Source organism: Actinomycetospora termitidis (genome assembly GCF_030286555.1).
Lineage (GTDB): Bacteria > Actinomycetota > Actinomycetes > Mycobacteriales > Pseudonocardiaceae > Actinomycetospora > Actinomycetospora termitidis.
This window is the reverse complement of the sequence record NZ_JASVWF010000002.1, coordinates 122,084-141,671: the sequence shown is the minus strand read 5'-3', so window position 1 is coordinate 141,671 and position 19,588 is coordinate 122,084. Positions and strand designations below refer to the sequence as shown.

Genomic DNA, 19,588 nt, shown 5'->3' with positions numbered 1-19,588 from the left:
CTAGGCTTCCTGGCGGACGCGCCTGTCACGCAGCGCCATGATCCCGCGCACCGCCGCGCGCCAGCCCAGGACCAGCACGGCGAGCGAGACCGTGGCGACGACCGCGAAGCTCAGCGGGAGGCGCTCGAACAGCACGGCGCGCAGGGCCAGGCCGATGACGACGGCGCCGAGCCAGACGGCGATCCCGGAACGCCACGACAGTGGGTCGCGCCAGGACCTCGACAGGAGCGCACCGACGAGCGCGCCGACGAGGAACGGGGCCGCGGTGGTCAGCACGCCGAGCAGGGCGCCGCTCTCGTCGTGCGATCGCCGGCCGATCGCGGCGAACACGAGCACGGCCAGGGCGTCGACGAGGGCCAGCGCGCGGTGCTTCACGACGTCGAGGGTAGGCGCGGCCCGCAAGATCTCGTTCCGCCGCGCGAAGTGGGGCGGGGACCGAGCGGTCCGCGCGGCTCGTCGAGATCTTCGTTCCCGACGGCGGGTCGGGCCGGGTCGAGCGCGCCGTGGTGGGGGCTTCTGTGACGTCCAGCGTCAGCATGGCCGCACTGCTGACACACCGGGGCCCTAGAACAGCACCGTCGCGAAGCTCGCCACCTGCTGGAACCCGACGCGGGTGTAGGCCGCCCGGGCGGGGGTGTTGAACGCGTTGACGTAGAGCGAGGCGATCCGCCCGGCGCGCACGAGGTGGTCGACGACGGCCGCGGTGCCCGCCTGGCCCAGGCCGCGGCCGCGCCAGTCCGGGTGCACCCACACGCCCTGGATCTGCCCGACCCGCGTGGAGAGCGCCCCGACCTCGGCCTTGAACACGACCTCGCCCTGCTCGAAGCGCACGAACGCCCGGCCCGAGGCGATCAGCTCCGACACGCGCGCCCGGTAGCCCGCGCCGCCGTCACCGACCCGCGGGTCGACCCCGACCTCCTCGAGGAACATCGCGATCGCGGCCGGCAGGTAGCGCTCGAGGTCGTCGGGGCGGGCCTGGCGGACGGCGCGGTCGGGGACGACGTCCGGGTTCGAGTCGGTCGCCATGAGCGGCTGGTCGGCCCGCACCTCGCGGGCCGCGCCCCAGTGCTCGGAGAGCTCCTCCCACAGCGGCAGGACCAGCTCGCGGCGGCCCACGAGCGAGGAGCACGTGCGCCGGCCCCGGCGGGCACGCTCGGCGAAGGCGCGCACCGCGGCCCGCTCGCCGCGCAACGGGACGAGGTTCGCGCCGGAGAAGCACAGCCCGTCGAGGCGGCCGCCGACGCCCCACAGCTCACCGCCGAGGCGCCAGGGCTCCACGCCCACGGTCTCGACCCGCGACGCGACCATGCAGGTCGCGACCGGGTCTGCGTCGAGAACACCGCGCACCCTCGACCGGTCACGGTCATCGAGGAGCCGCGCACCGGCCGTACGGAGCACACCGCCAGAGTGCCACACCGCGGGCGCCACGAACCGTGCACGGGGCGTACACCCGCGAGAGGTTGCTTCACCGCACCGTCATGATCGCCACAGCGTCAGGACATGACCCGCACAGCTCCGGCGTGGACCCTGGACCCATGAACGAGAACGACACGACCCCCGACGAGCACGACGCCGCGGCCGCCCTCGAGGCCCTCGCGCAGCAGGGCAGCGTCGCGAACCCGCGACGCACCCGTCGCTAGCCCCCGGAAGCTCCCCCTCCACGCCCGCCGCAACGACGCGGCGGGCGTTCGCATCTCTAGACGAGATCCGGGCGCGTCCAGTCCTCGCCGAGCACGTGGTGGGCCAGGAACGCGAACACCGTCGAGTACCAGACCGTGACGTCGCCGGGCCTGAGCACCCAGTGGTTCTCGTCCGGGAAGTAGAGGAACTGCGACTCGACCCCGTGCCGCTGCAGGTCGTACCAGAGCCGCAGCCCCTCCCCGATTGGCACGCGGTAGTCCTTGTCCCCGTGGATCACCAGCATCGGCGTGGTGATCGCCGACGCGAACCGGTGGGGCGAGTGCTCGTCGTAGCGCTCGCGGTCGGCGATCGGGTCGCCCCACTGGCGGGTCCAGTGGTACGAGCCGTCGGTGGTCCCGACGAAGCCGTCGAGGTGCCAGATCGAGGCGTGCGTGACGATCGCGTCGAAGCGGTCGGTGTGGCCGGCGACCCAGTTGGCCATGTACCCGCCGAAGGAGCCGCCCATCGCGGCGGTCCGCCCCTCGTCGATCTCCGGCAATGCGACGCAGGCGTCCGTCAGCGCCATGAGGTCCGTGTACGGCAGCCCGCCCCAGGCCCCCGTCGAGACGTCCATGAACTCCTGCCCGTAGCCCGTCGACAGCCGCGGATCGGGCAGCAGCACGGCATAGCCCCGGGCGGTCGCGGTCCACGGGTTCCACCGCCAGGTCCACGCGTTCCACGACCCGAACGGCCCGCCGTGGATCCAGACCAGCAGCGGGTGCGGCCCGTCCCCCTCCGGCAGGGCCAGCCAGGCGCGCAACGGTGCCCCGTCCTCGCCCGTGGTCGTGACCTCGGTCAACGTGCCCGGGAGCGGGTCGATCTCGGTCGCTCCCCGCAGGGACGTCGGGTCCTGGTCGGCCGCGTACGGGTCGAGCCGCACCGGGGTCGGCGGGGCGTCGGGCGCCGAGCGCAGCGCGTACAGGGCTCCGCCCTCGGGGGTCACGACGACGTCGGTGCAGGCCCCCGAGCGCGTGAGCCGCGTGATCTCGCCGGTCGTGATCGCGACCCGGAACACCGGCGCGTGCCCCTGCTCGTCGGCCGTCACGTGGACGACGTCCGGGTCGGCCGAGCCGACGACCGACTGCAGAGTCAGCCGGCCCTCGGGCAGCACGGTCGTGGTGTCCCCGCCGTCGAGACGACGGGCCAGCAGCGTGTGTGCCGGCGCACGGCCCGGCTGTGCGTGGCGCTCCCGGATCCACAGCAGCCAGCGCCCGTCGGGAGTGATCGACGGCTGCTCGTGGTCGACGCCGGGCTCGTCGGCGACCACCTCGGACTCCGGGCCCCGCCGCAGCTCCAGCCGCACGCGCACCGCGGCCGGGTCCTCCGGGTCCCGGACGTCGACCGCCACCGCGAGCGTCCGGCCGTCCGGGCTGATCGCGTGCTCCCGCAGCCGGTGCCCGGGCTCCAGGGGATCGATCACGACGGCGGCCGGCGCGAGTCGGTCGGCCGCGAGCGGCTCGTGGATGCGGATCTGCGGACGGCCCGGACCGAGGTCGTGGTCCCAGAACCGCACCGGGTAGCGGATGTGCAGGCGGGCGCTCACCCCGGCCTTCTTCCGCGCCGCCCGCAACGCCGCGGCCGGGTCCTCGTCCTCGTCGGTCGGTGGGACGTCGCCCACCGGCACGGTGGTCGCGACGACGACGTGGCCCGAGTCCCGGGCGACCTGGAACCCGGCGACGCCGTCACCCGCCGTCAGGACCTGCCGGGACTCCCCGCCGTGCGCGGGCAGGACCCACAGCGCCGCCGGTTCGTCGTCGCCCGCCTCGGTCGACGGATCCGGACGGCCGGAGGTGAAGAACAGGTCGCCGTCGGGCGCGAACGCCGCCGACGACTCCCCCTTCGACGACCGCGTCAGCCGCCGTGCCGCCTCCTCGCCCCGCGGGTCGACCTGCCAGATCGACGTGACGTAGCGGGTCGCGTCCGACGAGAGCTCCGCGACCGTGGTGACGAGCCGGGACCCGTCCGGGGAGAGCGCGAGCCCGGCCTGACGGCGGGTGGCGACGAAGGTGTCGAGGTCGTCGAAGGTGCTCATCGCCGCCGATCACACCACGGCGGCGGGCCCTTGTCCGGGTCGAGCTCCGCTGCGCTCCGTCTCCCGCCTAGCCGACCGTGACCGTCGGCGCCCCGCCGGCGGTGCCGCCGGCCAGCTCGTCCTCGCCGGCCTCCTCGGCGAGGCGCAGGGCCTCCTCGATCAGGGTCTCGACGATCTGCGCCTCGGGCACCGTCTTGATGACCTCGCCCTTGACGAAGATCTGGCCCTTGCCGTTGCCAGAGGCCACCCCGAGGTCGGCGTCGCGCGCCTCGCCCGGGCCGTTCACCACGCAGCCCATGACGGCGACGCGCAGCGGGACCTCCATGCCCTCGAGGCCGGCGGTCACCTCGTCGGCGAGCTTGTAGACGTCGACCTGGGCGCGGCCGCAGGACGGGCAGGAGACGATCTCCAGCTTGCGCGGCCGCAGGTTCAGCGACTCCAGGATCGACAGGCCCACCCGGACCTCCTCGATCGGCGGGGCCGAGAGCGAGACGCGGATGGTGTCGCCGATGCCGCGCGAGAGCAGGGCGCCGAACGCCGTCGCGGACTTGATCGTCCCCTGGAACGTCGGGCCGGCCTCGGTGACTCCGAGGTGCAGCGGGTAGTCGCACTGCTCGGCCAGGAGCTCGTAGGCCCGGACCATCGTCACCGGGTCGTGGTGCTTGACCGAGATCTTGATGTCGTGGAAGTCGTGCTCGGCGAAGAGCGAGGCCTCCCACAGGGCCGACTCGACGAGCGCCTCCGGCGTCGCCTTGCCGTGCTTGGCCATGATCCCGGGCTCGAGCGACCCGGCGTTGACCCCGATGCGGATCGGCGTGCCCGCGTCCTTCGCGGCCTTCGCGATCTCGCCGACCTTGTCGTCGAACTTCTTGATGTTGCCCGGATTCACGCGCACCGCGGCACACCCGGCGTCGATCGCGGCGAACACGTACTTCGGCTGGAAGTGGATGTCGGCGATCACCGGGATGCCGGACTTCTTCGCGATGGCCGGGAGCGCCTCGGCGTCGTCGGCGCTGGGCACGGCGACGCGCACGATGTCGCAGCCCGCCGCCGTGAGCTCGGCGATCTGCTGCAGGGTCGCGTTGATGTCGGCGGTGAGCGTCGTCGTCATGGACTGCACCGAGACCGGGTGGTCGCTGCCCACGCCGACGCCGCCGACGTCGAGCTGACGGGTCGTGCGCCGCGGCGCGAGCACCGGGGGCGCCTCGGGCATGCCCAGGTCGATCTGCATGCCACCAGTCTGCCCGAGCGTTCCCGACGATGCCGGGGTCAGCGACGTGACCCCGGCATCTGTTCACCTACAGGTTGAGTTTGATCGGGTTCACGATGTCGGCCAGGATCACCAGCCCGCCGTAGAGCATGATCACCACCGCGAACCCGTAGGCGATCGGCATCAGCCGCGCCATGTCCACCGGCCCGGGGTCGGGCCGGCCGCGCAGCCGCGCGATCCGCTTCTTCGCCGCCTCCCACAGGGCCGGGAGGATGTGCCCGCCGTCGAGCGGCAGGATCGGCAGCAGGTTCAGCAGGAACAGCGACACGTTCACCGCGGCGAGCAGCTGCAGCATCATCGCGATCTCGTCCGCGACGGCGTTGTTCGACGCCAGCACCTCGCCGCCGAGCACCGACACCCCGACCACGCTGACCGGGCCGTTCACGTCGCGCTGCTCGCCGAGGAACACCGCCCCGAACAGCGCCGGGACCTTGGTGGGCAGCGCGAGGATGCTGTTCACGGCGCGGACGCCCATGTCCCCGACGTAGTCGACGACCTGCGCGGGGGTCTGCCGGGTGGTCGGCTGGATCGGGCTCAGCCCGAGGAAGGACCCGGTGACGTACTGCGGCTCGCCCGTGGAGCGGGCGGAGTCCAGGTCGAGCAGCTGGGTCTGGATGAGCTGCGGGGAGAGCGTCAGGGTCTGCGTGGACCCGTCCGGCCCGGTGCGCTCGACGACGACCGGGACGGTCCCCGAGGCGCCGCGGATCGCCTGCTGCATGTCCTCCCACGAGCCGTAGGTGCGGCCGTCGAAGCTGACGATGCGGTCGCCGGCCTGGAAGCCCGCCTGCGCGGCCGGGGTCAGCGGGGCACCCGGCGGGCACTCGTTCGTCGTCGTGGCCTGGGAGGCCGGGACCACGCACTTGCTGACGGCAGCCACCACCGGTTGGGCGGTCGGGATGCCGAAGCCCATCAGCACGACGACGAACAGGGCCGCGGCCAGGATCAGGTTCATGAACGGCCCGGCGAACATCACGACGATGCGCTGCCAGGGCTTGCGCGTCCAGAACTGGCGGTCCTCGTCGCCGGGGCGGATGTCCTTGACCGAGTCGGCGCGGACGTCGTCGATCAGCCCCTGGAACGGCCCGGACCGGCGGCTGCGGCCGATCCGCTCGCCGGGCGCCGGCGGGATCATCCCGATCATGCGGATGTAGCCGCCCAGCGGGACCGCCTTGATCCCGAACGACGTCTCGCCGCGCTGGCGGGCGAACACGGTCGGACCGAAACCGACCATGAACTCCGGGACGCGCACGCCGAAGCGCCGTGCGGTGAGGAAGTGGCCGAGCTCGTGCCAGGCGATGGAGAGCATCAGCCCGAGCGCGAAGAGCACGATCCCGAGGACGAGCATCACGGAGAGCCACGGTATCGGGCGCCCCGGTGATCCCCGCGTGGGGCGTCACGCTCGGGCGAGCAGTTCCCCCGCCCGGGACCGCGCCCACTCCTCCGCGGCGTACACGTCCGCGACGTCGCGCGGGTCGCCGGCCCAGTCCGACGCCGACGACAGCACCTCGGCGACGGTGTCCACGATGCCCAGCCAGGTCCCGCGCCCCGCGAGGAAGCCGCGCACGGCCTCCTCGTTGGCGGCGTTGAACACCGCCGGCAGGCACCCGCCCGCGGAGCCGGCGGCCCGGGCGAGGTCGACCGCGGGGAAGGCGGCGGCGTCCAGCGGCTCGAAGGTCCAGGCCTGCGCGGCCGCGAAGGTCTCGCGCGGCGAGGCGCCGGGCAGGCGGTCGGGGAAGGCGAGCGCGAGCCCGATCGGCAGGTGCATGTCCGGCGGGCTGGCCTGGGCGATGGTGGCGCCGTCGGAGAAGGTGACCATCGAGTGGATCATCGACTGCGGGTGCACCACCACGTCGATGCGCTCGTAGGGCACCGCGAACAGCAGGTGCGCCTCGATCAGCTCGAGCCCCTTGTTGACCAGCGTCGACGAGTTCAGCGTGATCACCGGGCCCATCGCCCACGTCGGGTGCGCGAGCGCGTCGTCGAGCGACACCGACGCGAGGTCCTCCCGGGTCCGGCCCCGGAACGGGCCCCCGCTCGCCGTCAGGACGATGCGGTCGACCTCCCCGGCGGCCCCCGAGCGCAGGCATTGGGCGATCGCGGAGTGCTCGGAGTCGACCGGGAGGATCTGGCCCGGCGTCGCGGCGCGGGTCACCAGCGGCCCGCCCGCCACCAGGGACTCCTTGTTGGCCAGCGCGAGCGTCGCCCCGGAGCGCAGCGCGGCCAGCGTCGGCGCCAGGCCCCGCGAGCCGTCGACCGCGTTGAGCACGACCCGGTCCGCCCCGCCGTCGCCGGCGAGGTCGGTCATCGCGAGTGGTCCGGCGAGCACCTCCGCGGACACGCCCTTCGCGCGCAGCGCCTCGGTCAGCGGCGTCGCGGCCGCCGGATCGGCCACGGCCACCGTCGGGACCCCGAACTCGGCGACCTGGGCGGCCAGCTCCTCGACCCGCCCGCCACCCGCGGCCAGCCCGGTGACGACGAAGCGGTCGGGGTGGGCGCGGACGAGGTCGAGCGCCTGGGTGCCGATCGATCCCGTGGAACCGAGCAGCACCACCCGGCGCCGGGCTGCGGTGCTCATCGGCGCCCATCCTGGCCCGCTGCACCCACATCGGCGCGGTCACACGCCCCACGGATCGCCGCGACCGACCGCGACCGATAGGTTGGGCCGGTCTGCACGCTCGTCGATCAGGAGGACCCCGTGGCCAGCACGAGCCCCGCCCGTCGGGCCGCGTCCGACGCGGCGCACCACGGCCACGAGCACCAGGCCGTCGTCGTCAACGGCGTGTCCTCCGACGACGAGCCCTCGGTCGAGTGGGGCTGGCACGGCCACTACCCGAAGGTCGCGAACTTCGCGGGCTTCCTCGTCGCCGCGATCTGCCTGGTCATGATCTGGGGCAACCACGTCGGCCAGCAGGAGAACATCTGGCTGGTCGTCATCGCCGTCGCGTTCTTCGCACTGTCGCTCGGATCGATCATCCGGGCACGAACCTCCTGGCGCCGCTGACGTCCACGGCGCGGGCGGCCCCCGCGCCTGCCAGCATGCGCGCGTGACGCTCACACCGACGCGTGCGACGGGCCCGGTCCGCCGCTGGCTGCTCGAGGGCCTCGTCGACCGGTCCGCCCGGCACAGCGGCCCCGGCGCCCGGGGCGACGAGCCGACCGAGGGCAAGCCATGGTGGCGCGTCATGTGCCTCACCGGCGTCGACTACTTCTCCACCCTGGGCTACCAGCCCGCCGTCGCGATCGCCGCCGCCGGGCTGGTGTCCCCGCTCGCGACGCTGGTGCTCGTCGCGCTGACCCTGCTCGGCGCGCTGCCCATCTACCGGCGGGTGGCGCGGGAGTCCTCGCACGGCGAGGGCTCGGTCGCGATGCTCGAACGGCTGCTGTCCTACTGGTGGTCCAAGCTGCTCGTGCTGGTCCTGCTCGGGTTCGCGGCCACCGACTTCGTCATCACCATCACCCTGTCCGCGGCCGACGCCTCCGCGCACGCGATCGAGAACCCATTCGTCGGCGGCGCGCTCGACGGGTGGGAGGTGCCGCTGACGATCGGCCTGATCCTGCTGCTCGGCGCGGTGTTCCTCGCGGGGTTCCACGAGGCGATCGGGATCGCCGTCGTCATCGTCGGGGTCTTCCTCGCGATGAACCTGCTCGTCGTCGTCGGGGCGCTGTGGCGGATCGCGACGGCACCGGACGTCGTCGTCGACTGGGGCGCGGCCCTGACCCAGCAGAACGGGAACCCGCTGCTGATCGTCGGGATCGCGCTGATCGTCTTCCCGAAGCTCGCGCTCGGGCTGTCCGGCTTCGAGACCGGCGTGACGGTGATGCCGCTGATCAAGGGCGGCGAGGGCGACACCGAGGCGAACCCCGAGGGGCGCATCGCCGGTGCCCGCAAGCTCCTGACCACCGCCGCGGTGATCATGAGCTGCTTCCTCATCACGTCGAGCTTCGCCTGCACCGTGCTGATCCCGCTCTCCGAGTTCGCGCCGGGCGGACCGGCCAACGGGCGGGCGCTGGCCTACCTCGCGCACGAGCAGTTCGGCGACGTCGTCGGGTCGGTCTACGACGTCTCCACGATCGTCATCCTGTGGTTCGCCGGCGCCTCGGCGATGGCCGGCCTGCTCAACCTCGTCCCGCGCTACCTGCCGCGCTACGGGATGGCCCCGGCGTGGGCCCGGGCGGTGCGCCCGATGGTCATCGTGTTCACGCTCGTCGGGATCCTCGTGACGATCATCTTCGACGCGTCCGTGGACGCCCAGTCCGGCGCCTACGCCACGGGCGTGCTGGTGCTGATCACGTCGGCGTCGGTGGCGGTGACGCTCTCGGCCCGCAAGCACGGCCAGCGCGCCGCGTTCGTCGGGTTCGCCGTGGTCAGCGTCGTGTTCGTCTACACGACGGTGGCCAACATGATCGAGCGGCCCGAGGGTCTCAAGATCGGCCTGATCTTCGTCGTCGCGATCTTCGTGGTGTCCTTCGCGTCCCGGGCGGCGCGCTCGTTCGAGCTGCGCATCACCGGTGTGCACCTCGACGACACGGCGCGGGAGATCCTGCGCGAGGCGCACACCGCGGACCCGGAGTCGACGATCCGCCTGATCGCGAACGAGCCGGACCGCCGCGACCGGGCCGAGTACCACGACAAGGAGCTCGAGGAGCGCTACGACCACCACATCCCGTCCGGCGACGCGCTGATCTTCGTCGAGATCACGGTGGGCGACCCCTCGGACTTCGAGGAGGAGCTCGACGTGCAGGGCGAGTACCGGCACGGCTACCGGATCCTGCGCGCCCGCTCCGCGACGGTGCCGAACGCGATCGCGGCGCTGCTGCTGGAACTCCGCGACGAGACCGGGCGCGTGCCGCACGTCTACTTCGAGTGGACCGAGGGCAACCCGGCGCTCAACCTGCTGCGCTACCTGCTCTTCGGCGTCGGCGAGGTGGCGCCGGTCGCCCGCGAGGTGCTCCGCGAGGCCGAGCCGGACCCGGCGCGGCGTCCGGCGGTGCATGTGGGCTGACGCCCAGGTGAGCAGACATTGTCGCTATGGCGACAATGTCTGCTCACCTGCGGCTACGCCGCACCTCGCGGGATGTCCGCCTGCACCGCCTTCGCGCCCTTGCGGGCTGCCACCAGGACGGCGTCCCAGGTCGGGGAGAACGGCGGGGCGTAGGAGAGGTCCATGAACGTCATCTCCTCGACGCCCATCCCGTTCCAGATCGCGGTGGCGAACACGTCGATGCGCTTCGCCGAGTTCGCCCGCCCGACGATCTGCGCGCCGAGCAGCCGCCCGGAGCGCTCCTCCGCGATCACCTTCACCGTCATCATCTCGGCGCCCGGGAAGTAGCCGGCGACGTTCGAGGACTCGATCGTCGTCGTCACGAACCCGAAGCCGGCCGCCGTCGCCTCGTTCTCCCCCAGCCCCGTCCGGCCGATCTCCAGCGAGCAGACCTTGGAGATCGCCGTCCCGATCACGCCCGGGAACGCGCCGTAGCCACCGGCGAGGTTGGTGCCGATGATCCGGCCGTGCTTGTTCGCGTGCGTGCCGAGCGCGATCGCGACACCCTTCCCGGAGAGCCGGTGGTGCACCTCGCAGCAGTCCCCGCCCGCCCAGATGTTCTCGTGGCCGACGCAGCGCTGCCGCACGTCGACCGCGATCCCGCCGGACTCCCCGACCGTCAGCCCGGCCTCCCGCGCGAGCGCCACGTTCGGCGCCACCCCGAGACCCATGACGACGATGTCCGCGGCGACCGCGCCGTCGGCGGTCCGCACCGCGGCGACCCGCCCGTCCTCGCGCGTGTCGAAGCCCTCGACCGCGGTGCCGGTGAGCACCGTGATGCCCATGTCCTCCATGGCGGTCCGCACGATCGAGCCCATGTCCGGGTCGATCTGGGTGAACGGCTCGGGTGCCTGGTCGACGATCGTCACCTCGAGGCCGCGCGTCAGCATCGCCTCGGCCATCTCGACGCCGATGTAACCCGCCCCGACGACGACGGCCTGCCGGGCCTGCGACGCGTCCAGGTCCTTGACGATCTGCTCGCCCTGCTCGAGCGACTGCACGCCGTGGATGCCCTCGGCGTCGATCCCGTCCAGCGGCGGGCGGACCGGCGAGGCCCCGGTGGCGAAGACGAGGTCGTCGTACGCGAGCTCGCCCTCGGACCCGTCGCCGTCCAGCGCGCGGAACCGCACGACCTGCTTCTCCACGTCGACCGACGTGGCCTCCGTGCGCATCCGCACGTCGATGCCGGCCTCGCGGTGCTGCTCGGGGGTGCGGGCGATCAGGTCGTCGCGCTCGGGCACGTCCCCCGCGATCCAGTACGGGATGCCGCAGGCGGAGTAGGACGTGTAGTGCCCCCGCTCGAGGACGACCACCTCGGGGGTCTCGACGCCGTCGGCGGCGCTGTGCCGCAGCACGGTGTTGGCCGCGCTCATCCCGGTGGCGTCGCCGCCGATCACGACGATCCGGCGCGTCATGTGCGTCCCCTCCGCTAACGTGCTCTCGTGGCAGAAGCTGCCGAGCTCGAGGTCGCCGGCCGCACGGTGCGGCTCACCAACCCGGACAGGGTGTATTTCTCGGCGCGCGGGGAGACGAAACTCGATCTCGCGCATTACTACCTGGCCGTCGGCGAGGGCATCGTCACCGCGCTGCGGAACCGGCCGTGCATGATGCACCGCTTCCCCACCGGCGTGGACGGCGACAAGGTCCACCAGAAGCGCCTGCCCAAGGGCGCGCCGGACTGGGTCCCGACGGTGCGGGTGCGCTTCCCGCGCTACAACCGCACCGCCGACGAGCTGTGCGTCTCCTCGCTCGCCGACGTCGTCTGGGCGGTGCAGATGTCCACCGTGGAGTTCCACCCCTGGAACTCCCGGGCGGCCGACGTCGAGTCGCCCGACGAGTGGCGCATCGACCTGGACCCGATGGAGGGCGTCGGGTTCGACACGGTCCGGCGGGTCGCGACGGTGGTCCACGAGGTGCTCGACGAGCTGGGCGCGGTCGGCTACCCGAAGACCTCGGGTGGCAAGGGCCTGCACGTCTACGTGCGCATCCGCCCCGAGCACTCGTTCGGCGAAGTCCGGCGGGCCGCGTGGGCGTTCGCCCGCGAGGTGGAGCGGCGCGCCCCGCAGCTGGTGACGACGGCGTGGTGGCGCAAGGACCGCGAGCCCGGCACGGTGTTCGTCGACTACAACCAGAACACCCGCGACCACACGATCGCCAGCGCCTACTCGGTGCGCGGCACCCCGCTGGGTATCGTGTCCGCGCCCGTGACGTGGGACGAGATCGACCGGGTCGAGCCGGCCGACTTCACGATCGCGACGATGCCCGCGCGCTACGCCGAGATCGGCGACCTGCACGCGGGCATCGACGACACCGTGTTCGACCTGGCGCCGCTGCTGGACTGGGCCGACCGCGACGAGGCGGACGAACCCGAGGCTCCGGAGGTCTGACCGTCCCGACGACGGGTCCCGGCGCGCCCCCCGCGCGCGCCCGGACCCGGCGTCAGGACGGGAGATCAGCTGCCGGAGAGCGCGTCCAGGGCCGAGAGGTCCGGGGTGAGGTCCTCGGGGCTGAGGCCCTCGGTGAGGTCCTCGGCGGTCGGGAGGCCGTCCGTGAGGAGCCCGGAGAACGCCTCGGGGTCGGACAGGTCGGTGAGCGACGACAGGTCGGTCAGGTCGCTCGCCGACGGGATCGCTCCGAGGCCCTGCGAGAGGCCCGGGATGTCGCTGACGTTGGTGAACGGCGGGACGGCGTCGAGACCCGGGATGTCCACGCCCGCGACGTTCTTGGCGACGGTCGCGGCGGCGTTGGCGGCGCTCAGCCCGGCCTGGGCCCCGGCGAGCCCGGCCTGCGTCCCGGCCTGCGCGGCGGCGTCGGCGGCGGCGATCGCCCCGTTCACGCCGGGCACGGACGGCGCGGCGGACGCGACGCCGGCGGTGGACGCGAGGCCGGCACCCAGGACAGCGGCACCGACGACGGCACGGCGGATCATCGACATGCGGTTCTTCCCCCTTGCGCTACAAATCCCGGCTACGTAGCGCAACCGAGCATGACGCAGCGTCTAACGGGGAGATCACGGCGCTGGTACGGGTCGCGCGCCCGCGTGGTCTGATCGAGTGAGGAACCTCGGTTCGGACTGCGGACGCACGACGGCCCCGCCCCGCACCGTGGAGGTGCGGGACGAGGCCCGTGGAGAGGGTCGTGCGATCGCGTCAGAGCAGGCCGACGCCCACGTCGACGAGGTCGTTGTCGCTGCCCGAGTCCCCGGAGTCACCCGAGTCCGAGTCGCCGCTCAGCACGTCGGCGTCCACGTCCACCAGGTCGGAGTCGGACGACGAGTCGCTGCCCTCGTCGTCGCCGTTCAGGACGTCCACGTCGGCGTCGACCAGGTCGTCGTCCGACCCGGACGAGCTGTCGGAGTCGTCCCCGTCCAGCGCGTCGATGTCGGCGTCCACGAGGTCGTTGTCGTCGCCGGACGACGAGGTGCTGTCCTCGTCGTCGCCGTTCAGGGCGTCCAGGTCGACGTCGGCGACGTCGTTGTCGTCCCCGTCGCCACTGGTGGCGTCGTTGTCGCCGCCGATCGGGAGGTCGACGTCGGCGACGTCGTTGTCGTCCCCGCCGTCGGTGGTGGCGTCGTCGTCACCCAGCACCGGGACGTCGGCGTCGACCAGGTCGCCGTCGTCGCCCCCGCCCGTGGTGGCGTCATCGTCACCCAGCACCGGGACGTCGGCATCGACCAGGTCGCCGTCGTCCCCGCCGCCGGTGTCGGAGTCGGAGTCCCCGCCGATCGGCAGGTCGACGTCCACGCCGTCGCCGTCGGTCACGCCGCCGTCGCCGGCGCCGTCCCCGAGTTCGTCGCCCAGGTCGATGCCGCCACCGTCGGTGCCGTCGTCGGTGCCGGTCCCGTCATCGGTGCCGGTGTCGGTGCCGTCGTCGGTGCCGGTCCCGTCGTCGGTGCCGGTCCCGTCGTCGGTGCCGGTCCCGTCGTCGGTGCCGGTGCCGGTGCCGCCCCCGCCGGTGCCCGGGAAGCCCCCGTCACCGAAGGGGAAGCCGGGTCCGAACGGGGAACCGCCCGGCCCGAACGGGAAGTCCTCGCCGAACGGCGAGCCACCCGGCCCGAACGGGAAGTCGTCACCGAAGACGTCCCCGATGTCGGAACCGCCACCGCCACCGGAGCCGGAGCCGGTCCCCGGGAAGCTCGGGAAGGCCCCGACCCCGCCGTTCGCGTAGAAGTCGCGGAGCGCGTCGGCGTAGACCCGGGCGGCGTCCGCCTGGTCCGCGGCCCGGGCCCGGGCCTCGTCGATCGCGTCCTGCACCTGGGCCGCGAAGTCCGCCGCCGAGAAGCCCGAGGACGGGATCGTGACGGTGCTCGCGAGGTCCTCCGCGACCGCCGAGTCGGTCGTCGAGGTGCTGGTCGAGGTGCTGGTCGACGTGTTCGTGATCGTCGTGGTGTCGCCGTTGACGATCGTCCCGCCGAGAGCGACGTTGTTCCCGCTCAGGATGCGGTTACCGTTGCCGATGTCGGACGTGTTCGTCGCCCTGATCGTGATGTCCCCGCCGGTGGTGTCCCCCAGCCCGTTGCCCACGGTCGTGTTGCTCGCCGAGATGCGGTTCTGCGCATCGGCGGAGGCGAGTCCGGTCGTGGTGCCCAGGCCGGTGACGACGATCGCGGCGGCCGCCACTGCGCGGCGTGCGGCGTTCATGGAATCGACTCCTTGGATCGCTGGCGTTGCGACTCCCCGCAGTCGCTTCGTGACGCAGAGCTAATCCCCGATCGGCCTAACCATGCATCCCGTTGCGAACGGGACGAACCGAGTGGGTGACGCGAACGGGCGAAGTCGCGTGCAACAAACGAGTGACATGACGATCCGGCAACAATCGGACAGCGACGGAATCGCAGACGACAAGCAGGCTCAGAACCGGGTGCCGTTCCACGGCACCGACGGCGCGGCCAGCATCCGCGCCAGCCGGCCCGCCGCCCCCGGCGAGCGCTCCGCGAGCCGGTCCGCCCGCGCGAGCGTCCGCGGGTCCACCCCGCCCAGGACGACCGCCCCGAGCGACGTCACGGACAGCGCGACGTCCGCGTCGCCTCCCGTCCGGGCCACGGCGGGCGCGATCCGGTCGTGGGTGTCGAGGCGCCACGTCCCGCGGGCGTGGCCCAGGGGGTCGTCGATCTCGAGGACGAGCGCGTCCTCGGTCGGGTAGCGACGCGCCGAGAGCAGGCCCGGGACGTCGAGCACCCGCAGCCAGAGCATGGCGTGGTCCTCCCCCACCACGGCCGCGCGGGGGTCCGTGAGCAGCCAGGGCAGCGCCTCGTCCGCGGACGCCGAGGACCAGGTCACGGTGCCGACCAGGTCCTGGGAGCACAGGTGCCGCCACAGCTCGACGTAGGCGGTCGGGGTCAGCACCTGCAGGTCCACCACGCCGAGCGTCGCCGCGCCGCTCGCGAACCAGCCCTCCTCGACCCGGTGCACGACGTAGCCCGCGGGCCGCCCGTCGTCGTCGCGCCACACGACGACCTGGCGCGTCCGGTCGGGCTCGAAGCCGTTCCAGGGCCCCGCGCCGACCAGGATCTGGTCCCACTGCGACGCCAGGCGCTCGAGCGCCCCGGGGTGCCGGCGCCGGGCCCGCTCGAACACCGGGCGGGCGAGGGCGAGGGCCGCGTCGGGACGGTCGACGGTCTCGACGGTGCCGCGGGCGACCGGGTCGCGGAAGCGGGCGCGGGCGGTGTCGACGGTCAGCGATCGGGTGCGGGTGGCCAGACCGAAGCCCCACCGCTCGTAGAGCGCGCCCTGGGTCGAGGTGAGGACGGCGGCCGCGGCCCCGGCGCGGGCGGCCGCCCCGAGGTCCTCGGTGAGCAGGCGGTCGGTGAGCCCCCGGCGGCGGTGGGTCGAGCGCACCCCGATCCCGGTGATCGTGTCGGCCGTGACCGTGCCGCCCGGCACGGTCAGCTCCGCGTCCCAGGAGCGCAGCGTGGCGACCGGGGTGGGGTCGGGGTCGGCGTACGCCCCGCGCAGCCGGTTGCCCTCGAACGCGGCGCCGACCCGGGCGAGCTGCTCGGGCTCGAGCCGCGGGCCGAGGAACGCGGCCGTCTGGGCCCGCGTCCACGCCACGGTGCCCGCATCGGTCGACCCCTCGGTGACCCGCGGGGTGGACGTCCGCACCTCCGGTGTCGCCACCGGACGATCATCCCCCGGTCGCGGCCAACTGCCCACACGCGGCGGCGATCTCGCGGCCGCGCGTGTCGCGCACGGTGCACGCCACTCCGCCGTCACGAACCCGCCGGACGAACTCGGCCTGCACCGGCGCGGGGCTCGCGTCCCACTTCGAGCCCGGCGTCGGGTTGAGCGGGATCAGGTTGACGTGGACGAGCCGGCCGAGGTGCTTCGAAGCGAGCTTCGCCAGCAGGTCCGCCCGCCACGGCTGGTCGTTCACGTCGCGGATCAGCGCGTACTCGATGGACACGCGGCGCCCGGTCACGTCCGCGTAGTGCCGCGCGGCCTCGAACACCTCGCGCACCGGCCACCGGGTGTTGACCGGCACGAGCGTGTCGCGCAGCTCGTCGTCGGGGGTGTGCAGGCTGACCGCCAGCGTCACCTGGAGGCCCTCGTCGGCGAGCCGGTGGATCGCCGGGACGAGCCCCACCGTCGACACGGTCACCGAGCGCTGGCTGATCCCGAGCCCCGCGGGCGGGGCGTCGCAGATGCGGTGCACGGCGTCCACCACACGGCGGTAGTTCGCGAGCGGCTCGCCCATGCCCATGAACACGACGTTCGAGAGCCGGGCGGGGATGCCGTCGCCCAGCGCACCGTCCCGGGCCGAGGCGGCGGCCGAGCGGACCTGCTCGACGATCTCCGCGGTCGACATGTTCCGCTGCAGCCCGCCCTGCCCGGTGGCGCAGAACGGGCACGCCATCCCGCAGCCGGCCTGGCTGGAGATGCACACCGTGGCACGGTCGGAGTAGCCCATGAGGACGCTCTCGACCAGGGCGCCGTCCGCGGCCCGCCACAGGGTCTTGCGGGTGGCCCCGCCGTCGCAGTCCACCACCGAGGCCGGCTCGAACAGGGGCGGGAACAGGCTCGCCGCGCTCTCCCGGGCCGCCGCGGGCAGGTCGGTCATCGCCGCCGGGTCGGCCTCGAGGCGCGCGAAGTACTGGCGGGCGATCTGGTCGGCCCGGAACCCGGGCAGACCGATCTCGGTGACGGCGGCCTTGCGCTCGTCGGGCGCGAGGTCGGCGAAGTGCCGCGGCGGGCGCGTCCGGCGGGTCCCGGTCCCGGAGAGGGACAGGACGGGCAGTTCCCGACTCATCGCACCCGGTCCCGCAGCGACTCCAGCAGGCCGATCCGGTCCGCGGCGCTGAGCAGCACGAGCACCCCGCACACCAGCCCGAGCAGGCCCTGCGAGACGAAGCCGGACGCCTCCTGCGTCGCGATCACCGCGGCGAGCACCCCGAGGACCGCGAGGGCCACCCCGAGCCACTGCGTCGGCCGCTGCCCGGTGGACCGGGACAGCGCGAGGAACGCCGCGCCGGTGATCACGGCCGCGACCCCCGGCGCCGCCTCCGACCACGAGATCAGGCCGAGCAGCACCGACTCCACGATGATCGCGCCGACGGCGATCCCGGCGAAGCGCAGCAGGTCCGACGACCGGGCGCCGTCGAACGGGTGCGACCCGCGGCGGCGGTTCTCCACGAGGATCACGACGACGACCGCGATCCCGACGGCGAGCAGGAGCGTGCCGGCCCCGTCCGCGCCGATCCCGAGGGTGCCGACGGTCAGCCACGCCACCCCGATCAGGCTCTCCGCGAGCACCGGGTCCAGCCGGACCGACCGGCCGCCCGGGGCCCGGCCGCTCGACGGCGGGCGGCCGCGCGACGATCCCGGCGGCGGGCCGAAGCTCCCGCGGGACGGGCCGGCGGGGCCGCGCCGGGAAGGGCCCCCGCCGCGGTACGGGTCACCGGGCCGGAAACCGGGATTCGGGTACGACACGCCCTCCACGGTAGCCGCGCCCGGTGTGTCGTCGGCGTGGGAGGGGTACCGCTCAGCGCCCGGCGACCAGCCCGGCCGGACGACGACGGACGTGGATCCGGTACGCGACCGGCAGCGCCAGGCCCGGCGTGCCGTCGACGGCCTTGTCCGCGACGGCCGGCGTGAACTCGATCCGCAGGACGGCGCCCATCGTCGCGCGGTCGGTGAAGCGCCACAGCGTGTCGACCCGGCGCGTCGAGAACCCCTGCGCGGTGAAGAACCGCTCGGCGGCGCGCGGGTCGTAGCCGGGGGCGGACGCGCGCATCCAGCTGCCGTAGGAGTGGCGCGTGGCGTCCAGGTCGACGATCACCAGAGTGCCGCCCGGCCGCAGCACCCGCTCGGCCTCGGCCAGGCCCGGCTCGCAGCCCGGCCCGAAGAAGTACGCGGTGCGCGCGTGCACCACGTCCGCGGAGGCGTCCGACAGCGGCAGGGCCGCAGCACTGCCCGGCAGCACGGACACCGACGGGAGGTCGGCGCACCGGGCCCGGGCGCGCGCCACCAGCGGCGGGTGGGGTTCGACCCCGGTCACCGAGCGGGCCGTCGTCGCGAACCGCGGGAGGTGGTAACCGTCGCCGCACCCGACGTCGAGAACGTCCCCGGAGAGGTCGACCAGCTCCTCCAGGGCCTCCCACAGCGCGCCGGTCGCGTCCTGCGCGGCGTTCTCCGCCTCGTAGACGTCGGGCCAGCGCCAGATGTTCGGGCTCTCCGCGACCCCGGGGAACGTCATGTGGGGTAGGGCAGGAACACGAACAGCAGCAGCCAGGCGACCGGGGCCGACGTCACCAACGAGTCCAGGCGCTCCATCAGACCGCCGTGCCCGGGGATCGTCTGCCCCATGTCCTTGATGCCGAGGTCGCGCTTGACCAGCGATTCGACGAGGTCACCGATCACCGCGGTGCACACCAGCAGCGGACCGAGGACCAGGCCGTACCACCAGGTGGCGCCCAGGAGGAACGCCACGCACAGGCAGGCGCCCGTCGAGCCCGCGACCATCGAGCCGGCGAGGCCCTCCCAGGACTTCTTCGGGCTGACCTTGGGCGCCATCGGGTGCCGGCCGAACAGCACCCCGGCCGCGTAGCCGCCGGTGTCCGAGCAGATGACGATGATCAGGAAGGTCAGCACCCGCGCCGTGCCGTCCTCGGGCACGACGAGCATCGCGCCGAACGCCATGCACATCGGGATCCAGACCAGCACCAGCATCGAGGCGCCGACGTCGCGCACGAAGCCGGCCGCGCCCAGACGCATCCGCCAGACGAAGCACCCGAGCACCGTCACGACGAGCGCGCCGAGGATGCCCTCGGTGCCGAACGGCCACGACAGCCCGATCATCGCCAGGCCGCCGACCAGCACCGGCACGCGGGAGAACCGGATCCCGGCCGCGCGGTTGAGCGCGCCGAACACCTCCCAGATCCCGACCGCCGCGCACACCGCGACGATGACGATCCAGGTCTGCCGGACCGTCAGCAGCGCCAGCAGGATGACCGCGCCCATCGCGAGGCCGACCCCGATGGCCAGCGGGAGGTTGCGCCCCGCCCGTGAGGTCTTCCCGGAGGCGCCCGACGACGATCCGGACGACGGCACCGCCACGTCCTCCGCCATC

17 protein-coding genes are annotated in these 19,588 nt (G+C 73.5%); 3 read left to right on the top strand and 14 right to left on the bottom strand.

All coding sequences use genetic code 11. The annotated features are described in order from the left end of the window. The 6 genes from QRT03_RS08580 to dxr all read right to left on the bottom strand — a co-directional run bounded on the left by QRT03_RS08580 (position 1) and on the right by dxr (position 7,557). Positions 1–375 carry a DUF3054 domain-containing protein gene (locus tag QRT03_RS08580; protein ID WP_286052237.1) on the bottom strand — a complete coding sequence of 125 codons (375 nt, stop codon included), beginning with the start codon at positions 373–375 and terminating at the stop codon, positions 1–3. A 189-nt stretch (positions 376–564) separates the two neighbouring features. Further along, entirely contained in the window at positions 565–1,398 is an 834-nt protein-coding gene (locus QRT03_RS08575; RefSeq protein ID WP_286052236.1) for a GNAT family N-acetyltransferase, read from the bottom strand. Positions 1,399–1,696: 298 nt separating this feature from the next. Further along, the gene (locus QRT03_RS08570) at positions 1,697–3,712 is read right to left on the bottom strand and encodes a S9 family peptidase (protein ID WP_286052235.1); all 2,016 of its coding nucleotides are present in this window, start codon (positions 3,710–3,712) and stop codon (positions 1,697–1,699) included. Positions 3,713–3,779: 67 nt separating this feature from the next. Next, positions 3,780–4,943: a flavodoxin-dependent (E)-4-hydroxy-3-methylbut-2-enyl-diphosphate synthase gene (ispG, locus tag QRT03_RS08565; protein ID WP_286052234.1), complete on the bottom strand. Its 1,164-nt coding sequence runs from the start codon at positions 4,941–4,943 to the stop codon at positions 3,780–3,782. A gap of 67 nt (positions 4,944–5,010) precedes the next feature. After that, positions 5,011–6,327 (bottom strand): M50 family metallopeptidase, encoded by a 1,317-nt coding sequence (locus QRT03_RS08560; protein ID WP_286053338.1) that lies wholly within the window; start codon positions 6,325–6,327, stop codon positions 5,011–5,013. 48 nt (positions 6,328–6,375) lie between these two features. Continuing rightward, positions 6,376–7,557 (bottom strand): 1-deoxy-D-xylulose-5-phosphate reductoisomerase, encoded by a 1,182-nt coding sequence (dxr, locus tag QRT03_RS08555; protein ID WP_286052233.1) that lies wholly within the window; start codon positions 7,555–7,557, stop codon positions 6,376–6,378. 120 nt (positions 7,558–7,677) lie between these two features. On the opposite strand from dxr, the gene QRT03_RS08550 reads away from it, so the two are divergent. Continuing rightward, complete coding sequence (locus tag QRT03_RS08550) at positions 7,678–7,983, top strand: DUF2631 domain-containing protein (protein WP_286052232.1); 306 nt, start codon at positions 7,678–7,680, stop codon at positions 7,981–7,983. A gap of 43 nt (positions 7,984–8,026) precedes the next feature. Next, positions 8,027–9,985 (top strand): APC family permease, encoded by a 1,959-nt coding sequence (locus tag QRT03_RS08545; RefSeq protein ID WP_286052231.1) that lies wholly within the window; start codon positions 8,027–8,029, stop codon positions 9,983–9,985. A 53-nt stretch (positions 9,986–10,038) separates the two neighbouring features. On the opposite strand, the gene QRT03_RS08540 is transcribed toward QRT03_RS08545, so the two are convergent. After that, positions 10,039–11,439 (bottom strand): FAD-dependent oxidoreductase, encoded by a 1,401-nt coding sequence (locus QRT03_RS08540; RefSeq protein ID WP_286052230.1) that lies wholly within the window; start codon positions 11,437–11,439, stop codon positions 10,039–10,041. 27 nt (positions 11,440–11,466) lie between these two features. Here QRT03_RS08540 and ligD point away from each other — a divergent pair, with 27 nt between their 5' ends. Beyond that, positions 11,467–12,411: a non-homologous end-joining DNA ligase gene (gene ligD, locus QRT03_RS08535; RefSeq protein WP_286052229.1), complete on the top strand. Its 945-nt coding sequence runs from the start codon at positions 11,467–11,469 to the stop codon at positions 12,409–12,411. A gap of 65 nt (positions 12,412–12,476) precedes the next feature. Here ligD and QRT03_RS08530 read toward each other — a convergent pair whose 3' ends face one another. The 7 genes from QRT03_RS08530 to QRT03_RS08500 form a co-directional block, all read right to left on the bottom strand. Then, complete coding sequence (locus tag QRT03_RS08530; protein WP_286052227.1) at positions 12,477–12,959, bottom strand: hypothetical protein; 483 nt, start codon at positions 12,957–12,959, stop codon at positions 12,477–12,479. A 214-nt stretch (positions 12,960–13,173) separates the two neighbouring features. Continuing rightward, positions 13,174–14,664 (bottom strand): hypothetical protein, encoded by a 1,491-nt coding sequence (locus QRT03_RS08525; protein WP_286052226.1) that lies wholly within the window; start codon positions 14,662–14,664, stop codon positions 13,174–13,176. A 210-nt stretch (positions 14,665–14,874) separates the two neighbouring features. Beyond that, positions 14,875–16,140, bottom strand: coding sequence for a GNAT family N-acetyltransferase (locus QRT03_RS08520; RefSeq protein WP_286052225.1), 1,266 nt, complete (start codon positions 16,138–16,140; stop codon positions 14,875–14,877). A gap of 7 nt (positions 16,141–16,147) precedes the next feature. Further along, positions 16,148–17,269 carry a dual-specificity RNA methyltransferase RlmN gene (gene rlmN, locus QRT03_RS08515; RefSeq protein WP_286052224.1) on the bottom strand — a complete coding sequence of 374 codons (1,122 nt, stop codon included), beginning with the start codon at positions 17,267–17,269 and terminating at the stop codon, positions 16,148–16,150. Then, on the bottom strand, positions 17,266–17,949 hold the full coding sequence (locus tag QRT03_RS08510) for a hypothetical protein (protein ID WP_286052222.1): 684 nt from the start codon (positions 17,947–17,949) through the stop codon (positions 17,266–17,268). Before QRT03_RS08510 ends, rlmN begins: the two co-directional genes overlap by 4 nt. Positions 17,950–18,001: 52 nt before the next feature. Beyond that, positions 18,002–18,715 (bottom strand): class I SAM-dependent methyltransferase, encoded by a 714-nt coding sequence (locus QRT03_RS08505; RefSeq protein ID WP_286052221.1) that lies wholly within the window; start codon positions 18,713–18,715, stop codon positions 18,002–18,004. Beyond that, complete coding sequence (locus QRT03_RS08500) at positions 18,712–19,587, bottom strand: phosphatidate cytidylyltransferase (protein WP_286052220.1); 876 nt, start codon at positions 19,585–19,587, stop codon at positions 18,712–18,714. The genes QRT03_RS08505 and QRT03_RS08500 overlap by 4 nt, the downstream gene beginning before the upstream one ends. Position 19,588 lies beyond the last annotated feature (1 nt).